The sequence below is a fragment of the Faecalicatena sp. genome, from assembly GCF_058819085.1.
This window is the reverse complement of sequence record NZ_JBZUUL010000015.1, coordinates 92837-113368: the sequence shown is the minus strand read 5'-3', so window position 1 is coordinate 113368 and position 20532 is coordinate 92837. Positions and strand designations below refer to the sequence as shown.

Annotated in this window: 14 protein-coding genes; 11 read left to right on the top strand and 3 right to left on the bottom strand. The window is 43.4% G+C overall.

The window, feature by feature from the left end; genetic code table 11:
* The first annotated feature begins 64 nt into the window (after nt 1–64).
* Both AC4OGX_RS07865 and AC4OGX_RS07860 read left to right on the top strand, forming a co-directional pair.
* On the top strand, nt 65–2524 hold the full coding sequence (locus AC4OGX_RS07865; RefSeq protein WP_493329616.1) for a glycoside hydrolase family 31 protein: 2460 nt from the start codon (nt 65–67) through the stop codon (nt 2522–2524).
* A gap of 13 nt (nt 2525–2537) precedes the next feature.
* Nucleotides 2538–3719 carry a trimethylamine corrinoid protein 2 gene (locus AC4OGX_RS07860; protein WP_493329614.1) on the top strand — a complete coding sequence of 394 codons (1182 nt, stop codon included), beginning with the start codon at nt 2538–2540 and terminating at the stop codon, nt 3717–3719.
* Between the two features lie 70 nt (nt 3720–3789).
* Here the strand turns inward: AC4OGX_RS07860 and AC4OGX_RS07855 are convergent, their stop codons facing one another.
* On the bottom strand, nt 3790–4713 hold the full coding sequence (locus AC4OGX_RS07855; RefSeq protein WP_493329613.1) for a magnesium transporter CorA family protein: 924 nt from the start codon (nt 4711–4713) through the stop codon (nt 3790–3792).
* A 254-nt stretch (nt 4714–4967) separates the two neighbouring features.
* On the opposite strand from AC4OGX_RS07855, the gene AC4OGX_RS07850 reads away from it, so the two are divergent.
* Nucleotides 4968–6629 (top strand): MutS-related protein, encoded by a 1662-nt coding sequence (locus AC4OGX_RS07850; RefSeq protein ID WP_493329612.1) that lies wholly within the window; start codon nt 4968–4970, stop codon nt 6627–6629.
* 19 nt (nt 6630–6648) lie between these two features.
* Here AC4OGX_RS07850 and AC4OGX_RS07845 read toward each other — a convergent pair whose 3' ends face one another.
* Both AC4OGX_RS07845 and trpE read right to left on the bottom strand, forming a co-directional pair.
* A complete protein-coding gene (locus tag AC4OGX_RS07845; RefSeq protein WP_493329611.1) occupies nt 6649–7218 on the bottom strand; it encodes an anthranilate synthase component II in 570 nt (189 codons plus the stop codon).
* The gene (gene trpE, locus AC4OGX_RS07840; RefSeq protein ID WP_493329610.1) at nt 7215–8681 is read right to left on the bottom strand and encodes an anthranilate synthase component I; all 1467 of its coding nucleotides are present in this window, start codon (nt 8679–8681) and stop codon (nt 7215–7217) included. Before trpE ends, AC4OGX_RS07845 begins: the two co-directional genes overlap by 4 nt.
* A gap of 787 nt (nt 8682–9468) precedes the next feature.
* Here trpE and AC4OGX_RS07835 point away from each other — a divergent pair.
* The 8 genes from AC4OGX_RS07835 to AC4OGX_RS07800 all read left to right on the top strand — a co-directional run bounded on the left by AC4OGX_RS07835 (nt 9469) and on the right by AC4OGX_RS07800 (nt 20530).
* On the top strand, nt 9469–10149 hold the full coding sequence (locus AC4OGX_RS07835) for an ABC transporter ATP-binding protein (RefSeq protein WP_493329609.1): 681 nt from the start codon (nt 9469–9471) through the stop codon (nt 10147–10149).
* Nucleotides 10127–12853 (top strand): ABC transporter permease, encoded by a 2727-nt coding sequence (locus tag AC4OGX_RS07830; RefSeq protein ID WP_493329608.1) that lies wholly within the window; start codon nt 10127–10129, stop codon nt 12851–12853. Before AC4OGX_RS07835 ends, AC4OGX_RS07830 begins: the two co-directional genes overlap by 23 nt.
* Before the next feature lie 35 nt (nt 12854–12888).
* Nucleotides 12889–13290: a BlaI/MecI/CopY family transcriptional regulator gene (locus AC4OGX_RS07825; RefSeq protein WP_493329607.1), complete on the top strand. Its 402-nt coding sequence runs from the start codon at nt 12889–12891 to the stop codon at nt 13288–13290.
* Nucleotides 13290–14405, top strand: coding sequence for a M56 family metallopeptidase (locus AC4OGX_RS07820; protein WP_493329606.1), 1116 nt, complete (start codon nt 13290–13292; stop codon nt 14403–14405). The genes AC4OGX_RS07825 and AC4OGX_RS07820 overlap by 1 nt, the downstream gene beginning before the upstream one ends.
* Before the next feature lie 329 nt (nt 14406–14734).
* The gene (locus tag AC4OGX_RS07815; RefSeq protein WP_493329604.1) at nt 14735–15805 is read left to right on the top strand and encodes a sugar ABC transporter substrate-binding protein; all 1071 of its coding nucleotides are present in this window, start codon (nt 14735–14737) and stop codon (nt 15803–15805) included.
* Between the two features lie 131 nt (nt 15806–15936).
* Nucleotides 15937–18033, top strand: a complete 2097-nt coding sequence (locus AC4OGX_RS07810) for a glycoside hydrolase family 20 zincin-like fold domain-containing protein (protein WP_493329603.1) — start codon at nt 15937–15939, stop codon at nt 18031–18033.
* Nucleotides 18034–18047: 14 nt separating this feature from the next.
* Complete coding sequence (locus tag AC4OGX_RS07805; RefSeq protein ID WP_493329602.1) at nt 18048–19568, top strand: sugar ABC transporter ATP-binding protein; 1521 nt, start codon at nt 18048–18050, stop codon at nt 19566–19568.
* On the top strand, nt 19565–20530 hold the full coding sequence (locus tag AC4OGX_RS07800) for an ABC transporter permease (RefSeq protein ID WP_493329600.1): 966 nt from the start codon (nt 19565–19567) through the stop codon (nt 20528–20530). The genes AC4OGX_RS07805 and AC4OGX_RS07800 overlap by 4 nt, the downstream gene beginning before the upstream one ends.
* The last annotated feature ends 2 nt before the right edge of the window (nt 20531–20532 follow it).

Genomic DNA, 20532 nt, shown 5'->3' with positions numbered 1-20532 from the left:
GGAACTACCGCCTGGAATATCAACAGTATCGGGAGAGCGGCACATGTAAAAGGAGAGCGAAACAATGAAAATATTATCATGTACGGTCAGTCAGGATGGAAAATCCGCAGAACTGCTGACAGATGAGGGAAGACTGTCGGTCTTTGGAGCTGCGGAAAACATCGTGCGGTGTGTTTATACAAAACGAGAAGAGGTCCTGCCGGTATCCCCCATTGGAATCGAGTGTGAGCGAAAGGCCGGATTGAGAATGGAAGAAAAGGACGGCGTTTATCAGTTTGAGACATCCAGGATTTCGTTGACTGTTGAAAAGCAGACGGGAAGATTTCTCTGGCGGGATAAGAAAAGCGACAGACTCCTGTTGAGGGAAGGAAAAAAGGAATTGGCGGAGTCCCCTCTTATGGTCTACTCTACGGGCGGAGAAAAACCAATGATCCGGCGGGTGCTTACAGTAGACGGCGAACGGAACTTTGTGGAAAACCTAAACCCCACAATGGACCACATGGCTTACCGTGGGAAGCTGTACTTTGACTGGGATGAGGAGGAACACATCCATGGTCTTGGACAAGGCGAAGAGGGAATCTATGACTACCGTGGGAATGTTCAGTATCTTTACCAGCATAATATGAGGATCCCGATCCCGTTTTTCATATCCGATAAGAAATATGGAATTCTTGCGGACTGTGGAAGCTTAATGACTTTTAACGATGACAGGAGGGGTTCCTACCTATATCTGGATCTGGTGGAACAGCTGGATTACTATTTCATCGTGGGAGAGAATGTGGACGAGATTATCTCGGGATACCGCCAGTTGACAGGAAAAGCCGTGATGCTGCCGAAATGGGCTTATGGTTACGTGCAGTCCAAGGAGGCATACCATAATCAGGAGGAACTGATCGAGACTGCCAGGGAATACCGTAGAAGGAAGGTCGGGCTGGACTGTGTGGTACAGGATTGGAATACATGGGAGGACGGCGCCTGGGGGAATAAGAAGGTCGACAAGAAACGCTACCCTGATCTTCGCAGGATGAACGATATCCTTCATGATATGAATGTACATACCATGGTTTCCGTGTGGCCGAATATGAACTCCGGTACAGACAATTGTGATGAGATGGAGACGCACGGATTTTTGTTAAATGATTATGCCACCTATGATGCTTTCGATGAAGAAGCAAGAAAACTATACTGGAAACAGGCCGAGGAAGAGCTTTTTTCAGGAGGGTTTGATTCCTGGTGGTGTGATTCAACAGAGCCCTTTTCGGGACCGGACTGGAACGGGGCATACCAAAGAGAACCATGGGAGAGATTCCAATTGGTTGGAAATGAACATAAGAAGTTTCTGCGTGCAGACCGGGCCAATCTATATGCAGCGGCCCATGCGAAAGGAATCTATGAGAATCAGCGAAAGGCTGCGCCAAAGAAACGGGTCCTGAATCTGACTCGTTCCGGTTATGCAGGAAGCCAGAAATACGGTACTATGCTGTGGTCAGGTGATACCTGTGCAACCTGGGAGAATTTTCGAAAGCAGATCACAGAAGGGCTGAATATGTGTTTAAGCGGGATGCCTTACTGGACGCTGGATATCGGGGCTTTCTTTACGGTCAATGAAAAATGGGAAAACCGGGGCTGCGGATGTCAGGAAGATCCCTCGATGAAATGGTTCTGGCGGGGAGATTTTGAGGAAGGCGTAAATGATCTGGGATACCGGGAGCTTTATGTCAGATGGTTCCAATATGGAACGTTCCTCCCGATGTTCCGTTCTCATGGCACGGACACCCCAAGGGAGATCTGGAACTTCGGTGAGCCGGGGGAGATCTTCTATGATGCGCTGGAGGAGAGTATCCGCTTGAGATATCGCCTTATGCCTTATATTTACTCTATGGCAGGAAAGGTGTGCCTGGAGGACTACACGATGCTGCGAAGCCTCCTGTTTGATTTTTCAGAGGATAAAACTGCAGCTTGTATGGACAGTGAGTTTATGTTTGGCGACAGTCTGCTGATCTGTCCGGTGACGAAGCCGATGTTTTATGGACCGGGAAACCGGGAATTAGAGAATTCGAAGATTTGGAGGTGTTATCTGCCGGAAGGGGAGCGCTGGATCGATCTGGAAAATGGGACACAGTACGAGGGTGGTCAGTGGATCGATATCCATGTTGATCTAATGCGTATTCCTGTATTTGTCAAAGCAGGTTCTATCCTTCCGATGGAGCAGGGGATGCAGTATGCCTCTGAGGAGGTAGAAACACCTCTTAAGATCCATATTTATCCGGGGAAGGATGCGCATTTTACGCTGTATGAGGATGCGGGTGACGATTATGGATATGAAAAAGGGATCTCAAATCAGATTACACTGGACTGGAAAGAGGAAAGAAAGACACTGTTGATCGGTGCTGCAGAATACGACTTCCCACAGAGTATTATGCACAGGAGAATGAAAGTGATCTTGGATGGTGAAGAATGGGAAGCTGAGTATCGTGGTGAAGCAATGAAAATTTCTTTATTTAAGATGGACGAAATGGATTAGGAGGATGAAAAAAATGATGTATAAAAAAGACTGGGAGAAGACCCGGGAAAAATGGGAGAATTACTGGAAGCACCAGAATACAGGAAGACCGTTAATGTGCGTGATTGCGAGAAAACCTGAGATCGAGCAGTATTCCGACGGGAAACCGGTTCAGGGAGGATGCATGGATGTCATCTGCCAGGGGAAATATTATAATCTTCCGGAAGAATTAAAATGGAAAGACATGGAAGACAAGTATCAGGATGCAGACCGTATTGTGGCAAGATATCGTCAGTTCTGTGAGACACATGAATTCATGGGAGAGAGTTTCCCGAATCTGGATGTGGACTTTGGTCCCGGGTCCCTGGCTGCATATCTGGGGTCAGAGATTGGATTCAAGGAAGATACAGTCTGGTTTGAGCCATGTATAGAGGATTGGGAGGATACACCGGAATTCAAATTTGATCCGGAGAACAAGTGGTTTAAGAAACATCTTGCTCTGGTGAAAAGATGCAGGGAACTGGCAGGGGATGATTTCTTTGTGGATATGCCGGACCTGATGGAAAATATTGATGTACTCGTTTCTCTGCGCGGGGCACAGGATACGCTGTATGATATGATCGACGATCCCGAGATCATAGAAGAGAGGATCGATCAGATCGGAAAGATTTACTATGAATATTATGACCGTTTCCATGAAATCATCAAAGATGAGAATGGTGGAAATGCCTATACAGTATTCCAGATCTGGGGACCGGGAAAAACAGTAAAGCTCCAGTGCGATTTTTCTGCAATGATGTCTCCTGATAACTTCCGTGACTTTATCCAGGAATCTCTGCGTGAGCAGGCGAAAAAGGCAGACCAGGTATTATACCACCTGGATGGGCCGGATGCGATCCGTCATTTGGATGCACTGATGGAGATTGATGAGATAGATGCGCTGCAGTGGACCAGCGGGGATGCAGGCCCGGACGGGACACTGGAAGAGTGGGATGTCATCTACGACAAAGTCAGGGCAGCAGGAAAATCTCTTTGGATCAAGGTGTATTCGGGTGAGTTTGAGGATTGGATCAAAAATGTAGACAGAATCGTACAGAAATACGGATCACACAGCCTGTTTTTGATGTTCCCGGAGATGTCCCTGGAACAGGCAGAGACTCTGCTGGACTATGCGGAGAAGAACTGGAGTGATGTGGAAGGGACATGGAGACCTTAGTATAGAAGAAAAGTTTACCCCTCATTACAGATCGGATGATCTGGAATGAGGGGATTCTATTTTAGGGAGTTCAATCAAACCATTTTTTAATATGAAAGATCCACAGCTCCACTCCGATGATCACCAGGCTGATCACAATAACGGCTGCATACCCGTAAGGCGAGGCGAGCTCCGGCATATTGATAAAGTTCATTCCATACCATCCAGCGATCAGGGACAGGGGCATGAACAGAGTTGTCACGATGGTCAGCACCTTCATGATCTGGTTCTGCCGCACGTCAATCTGGGATTGGTGCATCTCACGAAGCTGCATGGAATATTCCTTGAGCATCTGTACATCGGAATGCAGCCTGGAAGCTCTGTCCGTAAATAATCCGAAAAGAGATGAGGTCTTGGGTTTAGATCTGCCCAAAGGGGCTTCCTGCAGAGATTCTCCCATATCGGCTAACTGTTCATAATATGCACCCAGTACCGCAAGTTCCTTACGGATATGGAGGATGGTCCGGTCAAAGCCTTCATCCTTACCGTCTAATAGCTGTTCTTCAAGTTTTGTCAGTTTTTCTTCAAAATGCTGTAAGAAAAACACATCGTCTTTGATTACATACTCCATAAAATCAAATAGAAAATGAAGTGGCGAAGAAGTGCCGGAAAGCGGCATTTCTTCTAATTGTGAAAGGATTCCTGTAACTGTGTTCTGATCATCAATAAATACAAGCAGGGAGTCAGTCAGATAAAAACAGAAGCTCTGCCTGCCGACAGAAGGCGCTTCTTTCAGGGGAACAGAAAATGTTCCCATCACATAGTCTCCCAGAATATCCGCCTTACAGTGACGGATATTGGTAAGATTACGCTGCATGATATGAAACTGTGGCGTATCCTGAAACTGTTGTATATACTCCTCAAAGGTTCGGACTTTTATGGTGATAACCCCTGGCTGAGGCGGCATACCGTCTGTGAGACGGATTAATTTATTGTTCAGGATATAATCAATCATAAGATCAGGGCTCCTTTTCACATTTTTTTCATTGTAACACCTGGAAGAAAGGAAGTCCATAGTAGCAGGTTGGTGAGCAGGCTTACATACACAGGTTCCACAAATATGGCTGCAGGGCTGAATAAATAGCGGAAAATTGTTTTCTATGAATTGACACTCTCCTTCTTTAATAGTATAATTGTATTAGTTAAATAATACAATTAAAGAGGGGCCGTACATAGGTGCCCGGTGAATAACAGCGAAGGAGGCGCAGTATGACACAGATAAAATTTATAGCTGGACTGGTTGTTAGTTTCATTTTATTTTTTATTGTACTATCGTATCTTGATAAGATGAGAAGACTTTATAAGATACGAAAAAGACTATTATATAATTATGGACGTTTTAGAGAGCTGGATTATTCAGATGAGGTCCTGTCCGTAATCGGAGAGTACACCAGATCCAAAGAAAGTATGATCGATGAGATCACCTGGAATGATCTGGATCTGGATTCACTGTTTTTGACGGTCAATCATACGTGGTCATTTGCAGGTGAGGACTATTTGTATTACCTGCTGCATGTTCCGAAGATCGATTCTGAAAAGTGGAAGGAGCAGGAGGAGCTGATCGCTTATTACCAGACACATGAAAAGGAGCGGACAGAGATGCAGCTTGAATTTGCCCGTGTAGGGAAGAATCATGCCTCTTCAGTTTACACTTATATCATGGACAGCATCAGTCTGAATATGGAGATTCCGGTTCTGCACTACCTTTCCTTTTTTGTGTTCCTTTTTTCTGTTGGAGCTTTGATCTTTGCACCGGAACAAGGTGTGGGATTGTTTATTCTTGTCATGGTTTATAATATCGGGACCTATTTCAGCAAGAGGAAGGCGCTGGAAGGTTCTATGCAGGCTTTGCAGTACTTTAAAAGACTGGTGGGGGCTGCAAAGCGGATCAGCAAAAAGAAGCTGATCGCCAGTCCCGGATATCATGACAGGGTAGAGCAGGATTATAAGAAGCTGAAAAAATTGATGGGGGCCAGTGGATATTTTGGTCCGGCGAACTGGGACAGTCCGTCTCTAACAGAGATGGTTTTAGATTATGTACGGATGATCACGCATTTGGACTGCATTTTTTTTCATCGCTGTATGAGAAGGCTGGGGCAGAATCTTGATGTGCTGGAAGAACTGTATACGGCTATGGGATTCCTGGAAAGCATGATCGCGGTAGGTTCTTTAAGAGAGGCGCTTCCATACTGGTGTCAGCCGGAGTTTACGAAGGAGAAGTGTTTTGAGATCAAGGATGCCTATCACCCGGGTCTTGCAGAACCGGTTCCGAATTCAATCAAGACGTCACAGGGGATCCTGGTTACGGGGTCCAATGCTTCTGGTAAATCTACCTTTTTGAAGACAATGGCGTTGAATGCCATTTTGGCGCAGAGCCTTCATACCTGTGCGGCAAGAGAATATCGTGGGGGATGGTTCCGCATTTTTTCCTCTATGGCACTAAAGGACAGCCTGTACAAAGGAGAGAGTTATTATATAGCCGAAATTAAGGCTTTGAAGCGTGTGATGGAGCCGTTGGGCGAGGAGGCTGTACTCTGTTTTGTGGATGAGGTGCTGCGCGGGACGAATACGGTGGAACGTATTGCAGCTTCTACTCAGGTATTAAAAGAGTTTCATAAGAAAGAAATTTTGTGCTTTGCTGCCACTCATGATATTGAATTGACCTATTTATTGGAGAATGAGTATGACAACTACCATTTCCAGGAGCAGGTTTCGAATGGGGAGATCGTGTTCGATTACCTGCTCTACGAAGGAAGATCCACTTCCCGCAATGCGATACAGCTCTTGGAGATCCTGGGATATGACCGGGAGATCATCGACGGGGCAAAGCATTTGGTAGAAGGGTTCTTATCGACTGGAAAATGGGGATAAGCCTCTAAGGGGACGTCGTTTAGCTTCCCTGAATAAAGTTTTTCAGCATTCTCCCGCCATCTGGGGTCAGGATGGATTCGGGATGAAACTGTACGCCATAGACCGGATATTCCTTATGCTGTACCGCCATGATTTCGCCAAGGCTTGTGGAAGCTGTAATCTTTAGGCAGTCAGGGAGCGTTTGTGGGTCTGCTGCAAGTGAGTGATACCGCGCTGCATAAGCGGTCTTTGGAATCTGATTAAACAGCGGACAGGCGGGATCGAAGCTGACCTTTGACTGCTTCCCGTGCATCAGCTTCTTTGCGTAGGTAATATCCGCGCCGAATGCCGCGCAGACGGCCTGATGGCCGAGGCAGACACCGAGAATAGGGATGCTTTTTCCGAGTGTTTTTACAGTCTCGATGAGAATGCCTGCGTCTTCTGGCCTGCCAGGACCCGGGGATAAAATAATGCGGCTGGGATCTAATGTTTTTATCTCCTCTACAGTCATCTCGTCGTTGCGGATGACCTTGATATCAGGGTCTATCCCGCCGACGAGCTGATAGAGATTATATGAAAAGCTGTCGTAGTTATCGATGAGTAAAATCATATGTCTTCCTCCTGTGCGATCTTAAGTGCCTTTAAGGAGCCATTTGCCTTGTTCAGACACTCTTCAAATTCTTTTTCCGGGACAGAATCGGCAACGATGCCGGCCCCGCTTCTTAAAAATACCCTTCCATTTTTCTTGTAAGCGATACGGATCGCAATACAGGTATCCATATTGCCCGAAAAATCGATGTATCCGATGGCACCGCCGTAGATACCGCGCTTGTTGTCTTCTAGTTCGCCGATCAGCTGGCAGGCACGGATCTTAGGAGCCCCGGAAAGAGTTCCGGCAGGCAGTACCGCTTCAATGGCATCCAGGGCATCGCAGTCTTCACGGATCTCACCGCGCACGGTAGAGCCGATGTGCATCACGTGAGAAAAACGTTCTATCGAGTGCAGATTTTCGACCTGCACGGTACCAAATTTACTGATTTTGCCGAGGTCATTCCGTCCCAGATCTACCAGCATATTGTGTTCGGCAAGTTCCTTTTCATCAGCAAGCAGTTCGGCTTCCAAAGCCCTGTCTTCCTCGTCGGTCTTTCCGCGCGGCCTGGTGCCTGCAAGGGGGAAGGTGTGCAGCACCCCCTCTTTTAGCTTCACCAGTGTTTCCGGTGATGCTCCGGCAACCTCCACGTCCGTACCTGAGAAGTAGAACATATACGGTGATGGATTGAGAGTACGCAGCACGCGGTAGGTATTGAACAGACTTCCTTCAAAAGGTGCTGACAGTCTGTTGGAAAGCACGATCTGGAAAATATCGCCTTCCCGGATATGAGCTTTGGCTTTTTCCACCATAGTTAAGAACTGTTCTTGATCGAATAGCGGCGTGATCTCTCCCAGCAGTTTCCCGGCCGGTTCTTTTTTCTTCTCACCGTTTCGCAAAAGGTTAGCAAGCTGATGCAATTCCATAGCCGCCTTGTGATATCCCGTTTCTGGATCAGAAAGCGGCATGTTAACAATGAGAATGATCTTTTGTCGGACGTGGTCAAAGGCAATGACCTTATCAAAGAGCATCAGGTCAACATCCTTGAAGGCCTCAGTATCTTGTGTATCACATCTTGCGGCAGGTTCACTGTAACCCAGATAATCATAGGAAAAGTACCCCACAAGCCCTCCGGTGAAAGGGGGCAGATCATCAAAACGGGGGCTCTTATGAGCCTCTAGTATCTGACGAAGGATTTCGGATGGATGGTCAGTTTTAGTCTTGAGACTGCCGATCTCCATCTCCCCATCCACGCAGGTGACCGCCATTTTCGGATCAAAACCGAGGAAAGAATACCGTCCCCATTTTTCATTGGCAGCTGCGGATTCCAGCAGATAGCAGTGGGTGGATACATTTTTCAGTATCCGCATTGTCTCGATCGGTGTGGTGAAGTCAGAGAGGATCTCACAGCTGACTGGCAGTACATGATACTTACCTGTGGCTGCAATTTTCTTGACATCACTTAGGTTCGGTGAAATGTTCATGATTTTTTCCTCCAAATAAAAAATACTCCTTTGACTTCTGCCAAAGGAGTAAAAAAACATCCCTGACAGAAAGTTACTGATCTGTCAAGGACGAATAATACATACACTATCCGCGGTGCCACCTCGAATTCATAGGGATGCCCTATGCACTTAGCAGGATACTAACATATCCCCGGCATTTATACGCCTGCCTCAAGCGTCGCAGAATACTCTGTGATCTCTCACATTTGACTGCGCCCTCAGCGGTCCATTTGACAACTTGTTTCTCACCCGGTTCTCAGCATCCCGGGCTCTCTGTAAAGGCATCATTGCCGTTATCTCCGCTTCAACGGTTTAGTTTATTAAATTGTTGCTTATCATATCATTCTATGGTGCGCTTGTCAAGAGGAAAGGGTGGATATATTTTTTTGCTCGAATGAAATTCAACTTTGAAAAATTTTTTATAGCAACTTTTAATAATGAACCGATAGCTCATCAGAAGTAGCATCTAATCATACCATGAAGTACTATATAGTAAAACAAAAATGATAATAAAAAATAAAGTTGACAATATATTAAAAACATTATAATGTATGGTTATAAATTGTAAATATGAATACTCGGCAAAGTCTTGAAAGTTAGAGGCATGTATTCCTGGGTTTTATAAAGCAATATCGCATATCCGGCAGTATAAGTGTATATTTGACATCAATTTGATGATAAGGAAATAATTCATTTTACGAAGAGTAATAAAGCACCAAAAGACGTCTATTGGAATATTAAATAAGATTAATATGAAAGGAAGGATATGGAAGCGATTAAAATTGTTTCGGTTTCAAAAAGTTTTGGATTTGGAGACAGTTATATTAAAGTGTTGTCAGATGTTAATATGTCCGTCAAGCAGGAAGAGATGGTGGTTATCATGGGGGCTTCTGGAAGTGGTAAATCTACACTGCTCAATCTCATGGGAGGGCTTGATAATCCTACAAAAGGAAAGGTCATCATAAATTGTGTATCGCTGGCTGATTTGTCAGAAGAAGAAAAGATCGTATTTCGTCGTAGAAATGTTGGATTTGTATTTCAGCGGTATAATTTAATACCTGTATTGAATGTATTTGAGAATATCGTGTTGCCTGTAAAATTGGATGATAAAAGTATAGATGAAGAATTTGTTTTAAAGTTAGCGGAAGAGCTTGGAATAAAAGAAAAGCTTTTCTGTATGCCCGGGGAGTTGTCAGGAGGACAACAACAGAGAGTTGCAATTGCCAGGGCAGTTTTTTCGAAGCCAACAGTGCTCCTAGCTGATGAGCCAACAGGAAATCTTGATTCAGCAACTAAAATGGAAGTTATGGATTTATTAAAAAGAATGAATAAAAAGTTCCATCAGACTATGGTTATTGTAACACACGATGATAAAGTAGCAGAAATGGCGGACAGAGTAATTCAAATCGGAGATGGAAAAGTGTATGAACAGGAAGAAATCATTTAAGTTTAGCAGAAAAAAGACGATTACATCTACACTAGCGGGCGCTTACATCAAGGAAAATAAGAGTTGTTACTTTATATTGATTACCGCAGTTGCAGCAGCTGTTATCCTGTTCTTTGGCATCTTTAGTTTTACATATGGGAAAGTACGTGCGGATATTGTAAGAAAAACCAGTGAAGCTGGTGGACATGCCTCTAACTATCTTGATGAAGGAACCAAAAAAAATAAAAAGGATATAGAGCGCCTGACTTATGTAGAAAACGTTGGATGTCAAAAACGGCTGGGTTATCTGATGAATGGTAGAAGAGAAGTTGCTGCATGCAGTGTGCTGGACAAAACCGCATATGAAAAAATAGTTAAGCCAGCATATACAGATATTAAAGGCCGGTACCCTCAGAACAAAAATGAAATTATGTTATCTGTGAAAACATTAGATGACCTTGGGGTTAAAAATCCAGAGATCGGAATGAATATTTCAGTGGATTTTCAACGGTTTGGAATGGATATGGAAGCTCAAGGAGAACAAGATTTTATATTATCAGGGTATTACAAGGAGTACACAGATGAAACATCCAGAATGTCAGAGTCCTATGTATCAAAAGAATACCTCAAGAGCCATAATATTTCTTTTTACCCGCTTAGACTTTTAATTAATACGGATTTAGATTATTTAAGTGGTGAGAAGATAGAAGAATTGCTGTATAAAGATGTTACATTAAAGAACCCTAAGCAAATGTTTTTCTCCACAGATTCGCCAGAATACCAAGCAGTAGAAACTGTACTTGGAGGATACGGAACAGCGGCATGTTTGGGAATTGTAATTCTATTTTCGATTTTCGCGCTGGTTTATAATGTGTTATTGGTTTCCACAGGACAACGAATTGCCCAATTGAGCCTATTAAAAATTATAGGCTGTACATCAAAACAGATTGGTAAAATTATACTTCGGCAATGTCTTTGGATTGGAACGATTGGGAGCTTTATCGGAGGTATACTGGGCAGTTTAACCGTATACCTGATATTGCCTTATTATATAGGGAAAATGTATTTTGGCAGTAATGGAAATTTTGAAAATTTAGATCTATTTAACGTCTGGCTTTTGTTAGGAGCAGTGATATTTACGGTCATTACTCTTCTGATTGCAAGCATCCTTTTGATTAATAGGATAAATAGAATGGGATCCTTAAATACCTTGAGAATATCAGCGGATGAATTCTATACAGACATGAAGCGTTCAAATAAGTTTTGCAGCAAAGATATTTCACTTGTCAAGTTGGCATGGAGAAATGCCATAAGGTCACCCAGACAATTTGTAGTTAGTATCCTTCTACTTGCAATTGCATGTGAAACAGCGCTATGTGCAGTAATGTTCGTCAAAGGGGCCGATATCAGTAATCAATTAGCATCAAATCCTGATTTCACAATAGCAATCACGAAAGAGGCAATAGGAAACTATCCAGTGTCCAATGATACTTTAATAGAAAAGGAAAAGGCTGTTGTAGAAACAATTTATGATTACACAATTTTTACAGATTCAATGCTTGATAAAATCGCTGAAATAGCCCAATTGGATGTATCGGAAATGGAACAAACTCAAGGATATTTTGTAAGAATCAGTGATGTGGATAGAGCTGCATTTTATGAAAAAACAAAAGAAGAACAATTGGAGATTAGGGAACAATCAGCTTTTTATCCGATCGCGAATTCTGATAATAGTATTTGGGATGGGACTTTTGCAGGATATCACGGGATTGGTATTATTCGTTCTCTTGATGATAGGAAAATGCAAAAACTTATAAATTATATAAAAGAAAAAAAGTTGAATGTAGATTTAGATAGCTTTTTAAAAGGTATGGGATCCTGTATAGTGCATGATCATATTTTGACGAAAAAAGATGAACAGTCAATAGTGAAGACTTTGAACAAACCCTTATATCTTTACCCGGCATTAGCAATGTATGAACAGGACAATACATTTATTGAGAAAGGCAGACTTTCTAATTGTGGGTATTTAGATAGTACGCGGAAAGGATTTCCAGAATTAAGTCTACCTTGGCAGGGACAAGATGTATTATATTATCTGGTTACAGAAAGTACTTTTGATCAATTACAGAATTTTCCAAAGCAAACGTTTCAAGTAGCTTTTCGGGTTGAATCAGAAAAAGAAGCAATGGTAAAATCCGCTTTAAAAAGGTGGGTGACAGAGCAGAATATAGTTTATTATAAAGATAAAGGGGAGGGTAATGATACGGATCTTTTTACTATTGTCTGCAATTCGGATTTAGTTGCTAAAGAAAAGAATTATATTGAGGCAACTAGAGCAATTATGGGGTTGATCTGCACGGGATTATTCCTGATCGGGATTATGAATTTTATGAATACAATAACAACAAGTGTTCTGATACGCAAAAAGGAGTTTTTTCTATTGAAATGTATTGGTATGACTAGCGCACAACAGAAGAAAGTTCTTATTTTAGAATTTTTCTATTATTCCGGGATCATATTAGCATTATTGCTGATACCAGGAATCACAGTCTTGCATAGTTTTGGAAAACTAATGAAGCAGCAGATTGCCTATTTTCAATATCAATATCCATTTTGGGCGCTTGTTTTGATTACATTAATGCTGACTATAATTTGCATGTGCATTCCTCATATTATTTTTAGAAAAGTTTCGGAAGGGAAATGTGAGGAAGAAGATTTGTAGTGGCATTTTAATATTACATAAAAGGAGAGAAAATAATGAAAAGTAGTAGAATCAGTAATAGAGAATTAGATATTATGAATATTTTTTGGGAAAAGGGGGAGCCACTCATAGCATCAGAAATCGTTTCTTTTAATCCGCAATTGAGTATTAGTACTGTTCAAACGGCGTTAAGAAGTTTGGTAAAAAAGAACTATTTAAAGGTGGCCGATATTGTGTACAGTGGGAAAGTTCTTACCCGAAAATATGAAGTCGTAAAATCGCCAAATGATTATCTCATGGATGAAATACAATTTCCGCTGCTAAAAAAGAATACCTTTTCTATGAATGCTATTTCTGCGTTATTGAACGGTGAGAAACCCGAAAAAGATATACTTGAGGAACTTGAAATTATGATTGCAGAAAGAAAAAGAAGTCTTGAAAGGACGGAGGAACAATAATGTTTATATCTGTTGCTTCAGGGCTGATAGGGATTTTATTTTGTTTCATTATTGTCATTACTATCCAGATCCTATTAAACTGCAGAAAAAGACTTAGCTTACCTTTGGTTAAATTTTTATTGGCGTGCTGTTGTTTTACAGGTATTAGAGTGTTTATACCATTAGAATTTTCATTTACTCATACGATTGAATCACATTACATTTTGCCTGAGTTTAGCAAAGTGCTGGCGAAGAGCATTGTTGGAATGAAAATCAGCTATATAGCAACGACTATTTGGATTTTGGTAACTTTTATAATAGCGGTGATAAGGATAAAGTCTTATATTCGTTTAAAAAAACTTTTAAGATATGGCAGACCTGTGGAAAATAGTTTGGTAAAGGAGATTATAGAATCTACTGAAAAAAGTACAAAACGTAGAATTATACTAAAAATTATTTCACTAAACTATATCTCCGAACCATTCATTTTTGGAATTTTTCACCCTATTATTGTGTTGCCGGAAAAGTGTATTGATAATGATAAATTGGGATATATAATAAAACATGAGTTAGGACATTATTTACATCACGATATGTGGGTAAAGTTTTTGGTAGAAATGTTATGCGTTATACAGTGGTGGAATCCTGTAGTATATATATTGAAAAGACAGATGACTAATATTTTAGAATTCAATAACGATCTGACAATAACGGATAAAATTTCTGATAAGGAAAGAATTAGTTACTTAGAGTGTTTAATAGAAGTGGCTGAGGATAAATGTAATAGAAATCCACGCTTAAGTTTAGGGTTTTATCAATTACCTAAGTCGCTTTTAAAGAAGAGGTTTTTATCTGTTTTGGATAGCGGGGAGATAAAAACATATAAAAAGTATTACATTTTATATTTGCTATTTATCACACTATTTATTGCTTCGTTGTCTGTAGTAGTAGAACCGGTGTATATAACACCAGACAAAATGGAAGGGTCATTTGAAATTAATAGCAAAAATACATATTTACAAAAGGTTGGAGAAGGCTATGAGATCATAGTCGATAACAAAGTGGTTGGAATGGTGGATACTATTCCGGAGGGAATGAAAAATTTTACAATAGAAGGAGAAGAGAATGAAAGGTAAGTTTAACAGGTGAATAGATTAAAAAGAAAGTGCCGGACAGTTATTTGAGCTGTCTGGCATTTTTTAGTTATCGACTTATAGTGAAAGCTATCTTCGATCATCATGGTGCTGCCTAGCAGGGAGGAAAGACAGATGGCTGGTAAATAAGCAAATTTCGTAATAGAACGTCTTCGGCTGGTTTGAAATAAGAAAATAAATGAAACGTTTAAATGAAATGAAGTGAAAAAGAAAGGCAAAACGTTGACTGCGAAAAAGAAAAAAACTAGAATTAAATCATAATCCATGAGAAATTGCATGGCTGCAAAAATTATTTTAAGGAGGTAGTGATTATGAAAGGTAAAAAAGTATTGGCAGCGGCGATGGCAGGAATGATGGTTTTGGGTATGGCAGGATGTGCAGGCGGTAACAAGGATGCCAAAGAAAGCGAAAAAAAGGAGACAGAGCAGGCGTCTGACAGTGGTTCAGGCAAAGAGAAGTTAAAGATCGGTGTTTCGATCATGGAGCTGACGGCCTACACATGGTATCAGGGTGTTGTTGACGGATGTAATCAGTGGCTGGAAGATAACGGGGATCAGGAAAATGTAGACATTGAATTTGACTTTGAGGATTCCAGATCAGATGTACAGACTATGCTGACCAATCTGGATAACATGCAGGCCGGCGGATGCAACGGTATCATCCTCTTCCCGGCGGATGCATCCTCTGCGATCCCTACCATGAAGGAATGCGTAGCCAACAATATCCCAGTTGTTGTCGGAGACTATGCACAGGAACCTGCATCCGACAGTGATGTTGTCTGGTCCACATTTGTCGGACATGATATGAAAGCTCTGGGCCAGAAGGCAGGAGAAACAGCGGTCAAATATCTGGATACCCTCGACAAAGAAGATCCGGTCTGCCTGTTCATCACAAGGCCGACCTCAGGCCAGGTATCCGCTGACCGTTTCGAGGGATTCAAAGAAGTCGTATTAAAGGCGTATCCGAAAGCAAAGATCATCGAAGAAGGCGACACAGGAGCAGGCAACAGAGACTCCGCACAGACGTTAATGGAAAATGTCCTTCAGAGAGAACCAGTGATCGACGTTGTATGCGGACATAATGATGCAGAAGTGGTAGGTGCCTATAATGCAGCGGTTGCACAGGGAAGAAAAGAAACGAAATTTGTCGGGATTGCAGGCGATATCGATGTGCTCGGATGGATTCAGGAAAACAATGAAGCATGGCTCGGCGAAGTGCTCCAGGATCCGGTCGTCTTAGGCTATCAGGCATGTGATGCCATGATCAAGGTACTGGTTCACAAGGAGGAGCTTCCGGAGAAATATGATCTGCCGGAGCCAGAGGTTATCACCAACGAAAATATCAAGGATTATGACTGGCAGAATTGGAAATGGCTTGGATAAGTCAGGGTACATACTGTTTAAAAGAAACCATTTTATGCTGAATACGAGAAGCTATGAAAGCAGATGAAGAATGAATAAGAGGCGGCGGGCACCATGGGTCTGTCTGCCTCTAAAAGCAGGAGGAGCAGCCTATGATTCAATTGATACCGGAACCGAAATCTGTGAAGGAATATGGAACCTATACAAAGATATTTACAGGAATCACCCTGCTGGATGAACAGGGACAAAAGCCGGATGAAGAGCTTATATGCCTGGCTGAGGAACGATTTTGGAATTACCGCAGGATCGTGTTTAACGGAGAAGACGAGGAAAAGAATATACAGGTCATTCTGAAACATTCTCTGGATGGAATCGAGACGGAAAACGAGAAGCTTTTCAGGGAACAGGGCTATGTATTAGAGATAGATGCAGGACAGGTTGAGATCAGTTACGAAACGAAAGTGGGATTTATCAATGCAGTAACCTCCATGAAGCAGATTTTAATGGAGAAGGAAGACGGGTATGTCCTTCCTGAACTGTATCTTGTGGATTATCCTTCTGTCCCTGTGAGAGCAATCGCACAGACTTTTTCCTGGTATGCGGGATACGGACGGTTTGGGTTCGACAGTCAGCTCTGGGGATACGAGGAATGGGAGCAGTATCTGAATATCTGTCTGGATAATAAGATCAATCAGTTTAATCTTGTCATGTACGGATACTGGCCGTTCGAGATGCCGGGCTTCCCGGAAACCGTATTTCGGAATGTTCCCATCAAGATATGGAATGCCGAAAACAGGAGATGGCTGACCGTCAGATATACACACCCGAATCTGGAGGAGCCGTTCCTTGAGAAATTTATCCGCACTGCTCACCGATTCGGAGTGAAGATATTTGCCTATGTGGGGCTGAATTCCTACAACGGGGCATTTACGATCAAGCATCCTGAGGCCAGAATGCAGACCCCGAAAGGCAGTGATTTCAAGAATGATTTTGATTCCCTGTGTCTAAGCTATCCGGGCAATGTGGACTATATCGTAGAATCCATGAGAGAGATCGCCAGGATCGGATTTGACGGCTACACTCTGGAGGAGAGTGAGGAGGGCTTCTGGTTCTGTGAATGTGAAGAGTGTAAGAAACGGTGGCATGCATCTGCCAAAACACCGGGAGAGGCGAAGCACAAGGCGAATATGTGGCTCTTGAAAAAGATCTACGATGCCGTGCGTGAAATTAATCCAGAAGTCGTGATTGGAATCCGTGCATTCCGTCAGCCGCCGCTTGAAAAATCTCCCCAGTTTTTGAAGGAATGTGTGGACAGTATGCCGGAAGATATCATGCTTTTCTGGGCACCGGGCCTGTATGTGCCTGAGACTGAATTTGAGAAATGGTGCCAGGCATTCGGAAAGGAACGGATCTGGGCACGCGACACCGAATCGAACTCGATTACATCCACTATGGGACGCTTATACAGGACGTTTCAGAGCAATGTAATCCGTTATGAGGACGAGCCCAACGAGCAGGTGATCGAGACGGATATCCGCCAGCATAAGGGCAGCGTGAAGATGGGGGTTCACGGAATCAACGGTTTCATGTTCGAATGGTACGGACTGTTCATGCATCTGTTCGCGCATGGAAATTACGGCTGGGGCTCCATGATGGATAACGAGGAATTCTACCATCGTGCCTGCAGACAAAATTTCGGGGATCTGTCAGAGACGGTGCTCTATGTCATGAAAAACATGGTGACCATCCATGAAAGCCAGATTCCGTTGTATACCACACCGTTCCCGTTCCAGAAAAATAAGATGACGAAGAAGGATCTGCCGGCGATCCTGGCGGCAAAGCAGAATCATGAAAATATCATGGCAAAGATAGAAATGCTCAGAAGAGCAGCTTATGAAGAGGAAAAGCTGCGTCCGTGGCTCACACATTTTGATAAGCTGAAAAATGCAGAGCGCAGGAATGCCGTGATCTACGATATGGTCCTTGCGGCTCTGGCGTATGAGGAAGAGGACGATCCGGTTAAAAAGGACAGGCTACTGGATGAGATTCTGTATTACAACGAACAGGACTTCGATATTGTAAAGGAGATGTTCTTCGACATCAATCCGGTAACAGAGACAGGGATCGGAAGCTGCATGTTCCCATACCATGAATTAAAGCGGCTGATCCATAATATCCGTCATCCAGAGGCGGAAGACACAGAGGTGATCAGCTCAGGTGTTGAGGCATTCGGATGGCTGTGGCTATAAGGAGGAGTGAGACTATGGGCGGAACAAAGGAGGAAGTGACTCCGCTGATCGAGGTGAAGGATTGTGTCATGGAGTTTCCAGGAGTCAAGGCCCTGGATCAGGTGAACTTTACATTGATGCCGGGAGAGTGTCATGCGCTGGTTGGCGAGAATGGAGCAGGAAAGTCCACACTTTCCAAGTGTATTACTGGAGAAAACCAGATGACAAAAGGAGAATTATATGTTCAGGGCGAGAAGATCAAGACCTCTTCCTATACGATCCGGGAATCTCAGGCACGCGGAATCGCCATCGTGCATCAGGAATTTACGCTGATGGAGGATATGACCGGGGTGGAGAATATCTTTGTCGGGCGGTATGAAAAAAAGCTTGGCCGTATCGACTGGAAGGCGCTGGATAAAAGGGCAGAAGAGCTGATGGCATCAATGCAGTGTGATGTGAACTTAAAGATACCGGTCAAACATCTGCGCACCGCCGAGAAGCAGATCATCCAGCTTGCCAAGGCGCTTTTAGATAACCCGCGGATTATTATCTTTGATGAACTGACCGCTGTACTGCAGGAAAAGGATATCGAAAACATCTTCCGTATCATCTCGGTGTTAAAAGAAAAAGGAATCGGAATTATCTATATTTCACACCGGCTGGATGAAGTATTTTCCTGCTGCGATTCCTATACGGTTCTATGCGATGGAAAGTATATTCACTCAGGCAGAGTGTCAGAGGTAGATTACGATGGGCTGGTAAAACTGATTATCGGGCGTGAACTGGAGAATATCTATCCCCCGGTCAATGAAGAGTTGGGTGATGTGATCCTGGAGCTGAAAGGCCTGACTGCTCCAAAGGCGTTCCGGGATATCAACATTAAGGTACGTGCAGGGGAGGTTGTCGGATTAGCCGGACTTCTGGGGGCAGGAAAGACAGAGCTTGTGCAGGCTGTTTTTGGGAATCACAAGGTCGTGAAGGGAGAGATCCTGGTCAAAGGAAAGCCGGTCAAAATACATAGCCCGTGGCAGGCAATCCGGCTTGGGATGGGCCTTGTGCCGGATGAAAGAAGGACGCTGGGCCTGATTATGAAGTTTGATATCAAGGACAATACCACCCTTCCATCGATGAGGCTGTTTAAGAAACTGGGCATTTTCCAGGATCACAAAGAAGAAATGAAGGCGGCATATGAGATCAACGAGAAGATGAATCTGAAATACCATTCTTTATGGCAGAATGTGAAGAAGCTCTCAGGTGGAAATCAGCAGAAGATCGTAATCGCAAAATGGATGCTGCGGGACACGGAAATCTTTCTTCTGGATGAACCGACCCGTGGGATTGATATCGGCGCTAAGTTTGAAATTTACCAGCTGATACACGAGCTTTCAAAACAGAAAAAGGCAGTGATTTTAGTTTCCCCGGAAATGGAGGAGCTGATCGGATTGTGCAACCGTGTTTATGTGATGTATGAGGGGGCAGTCCTGGACGAAGTAGAGGGAGAACGAAAAACACAGGAAGTGATCATCAACAATTTGTTAGGAGTGAATGCACAATGAATGAGTTTAAAGAAAAATCGAAAAGATATAACGGCGGCATGAAAGCAGTCTTAAGTGACTGGATGATCGTATTTTTATTTATCATCCTCTTTGCATTGTGCTGCCTGAACAGTAATTTCCGCACATCTACGAATATCATGAACGTCCTGCGGCAGGCATCCTTTGTGGCGATCATTGCGATGGGGGAGTTTTTTGTAATCCTGATCGGTGAGATGGATATGTCCATATCGTCCACCATCGGAATGGTTTCTATCTTTTTCGCAGGGTTTGTCGTGAACAATAAGATGCCAATCTGGATCGCATTTTTAATCGTGATTGCCATGTCGGCGGTGATCGGGATCCTCAACGGATGCCTTGTGGTGTATGGAAAAATGCCTTCCTTTATTGCCACCCTGACCATCATGAACATGCTTAAGGGTATTAACTATATTTATTCCAACGGACTTCCGATTTCCGGTCTCCCGGAATCCTTTGGCAGGATGGCTCTGGGGAAGGTGGCAGGGATTCCGGTGGCGGTGATCCTGATGGCAGTCGTAGCGGTAATCTTATACTTTTTTACCGCGCATACGGAGACCGGACGCAGCTTCTTTGCCGTAGGAGGCAATAAAGAAGCGGCAAAGCTGTCCGGGTTAAATGTCCGGTTTATTTCCATTCTGGCGTTCGTGATGAGTGGTATCCTGTCTGCAGTCGGCGCACTGGGGCTTACGGCAAGAACACAGTCTGGAAATGTAACACTGGGAGACCAGCTCTTATTTGATGTCATGACGATCTGTGTTTTGGGCGGCACCTCATTGACAGGCGGACGGGGAAGGATCGCCGGGATCGTAATAGGCGCTCTGTTTTTGCAGGTGATCTCCAACATCATGGTGCTGATGGGGATCAATACATACTGGCAGTGGGTTGTAAAAGGAATCATTCTGGTCGTTGTAGTCCTGATTGATTCATTCTCTAAGAAGGAGTAACT

Bases quoted from the DNA above. Each gene is read 5' to 3' on its own strand.
- AC4OGX_RS07865 (WP_493329616.1), top strand. From the start codon at position 65: ATGAAAATATTATCATGTACGGTCAGTCAGGATGGAAAATCCGCAGAA.
- AC4OGX_RS07860 (WP_493329614.1), top strand. From the start codon at position 2,538: ATGATGTATAAAAAAGACTGGGAGAAGACCCGGGAAAAATGGGAGAAT.
- AC4OGX_RS07855 (WP_493329613.1), bottom strand. From the start codon at position 4,713: ATGATTGATTATATCCTGAACAATAAATTAATCCGTCTCACAGACGGT.
- AC4OGX_RS07850 (WP_493329612.1), top strand. From the start codon at position 4,968: ATGACACAGATAAAATTTATAGCTGGACTGGTTGTTAGTTTCATTTTA.
- AC4OGX_RS07845 (WP_493329611.1), bottom strand. From the start codon at position 7,218: ATGATTTTACTCATCGATAACTACGACAGCTTTTCATATAATCTCTAT.
- trpE (WP_493329610.1), bottom strand. From the start codon at position 8,681: ATGAACATTTCACCGAACCTAAGTGATGTCAAGAAAATTGCAGCCACA.
- AC4OGX_RS07835 (WP_493329609.1), top strand. From the start codon at position 9,469: ATGGAAGCGATTAAAATTGTTTCGGTTTCAAAAAGTTTTGGATTTGGA.
- AC4OGX_RS07830 (WP_493329608.1), top strand. From the start codon at position 10,127: ATGAACAGGAAGAAATCATTTAAGTTTAGCAGAAAAAAGACGATTACA.
- AC4OGX_RS07825 (WP_493329607.1), top strand. From the start codon at position 12,889: ATGAAAAGTAGTAGAATCAGTAATAGAGAATTAGATATTATGAATATT.
- AC4OGX_RS07820 (WP_493329606.1), top strand. From the start codon at position 13,290: ATGTTTATATCTGTTGCTTCAGGGCTGATAGGGATTTTATTTTGTTTC.
- AC4OGX_RS07815 (WP_493329604.1), top strand. From the start codon at position 14,735: ATGAAAGGTAAAAAAGTATTGGCAGCGGCGATGGCAGGAATGATGGTT.
- AC4OGX_RS07810 (WP_493329603.1), top strand. From the start codon at position 15,937: ATGATTCAATTGATACCGGAACCGAAATCTGTGAAGGAATATGGAACC.
- AC4OGX_RS07805 (WP_493329602.1), top strand. From the start codon at position 18,048: ATGGGCGGAACAAAGGAGGAAGTGACTCCGCTGATCGAGGTGAAGGAT.
- AC4OGX_RS07800 (WP_493329600.1), top strand. From the start codon at position 19,565: ATGAATGAGTTTAAAGAAAAATCGAAAAGATATAACGGCGGCATGAAA.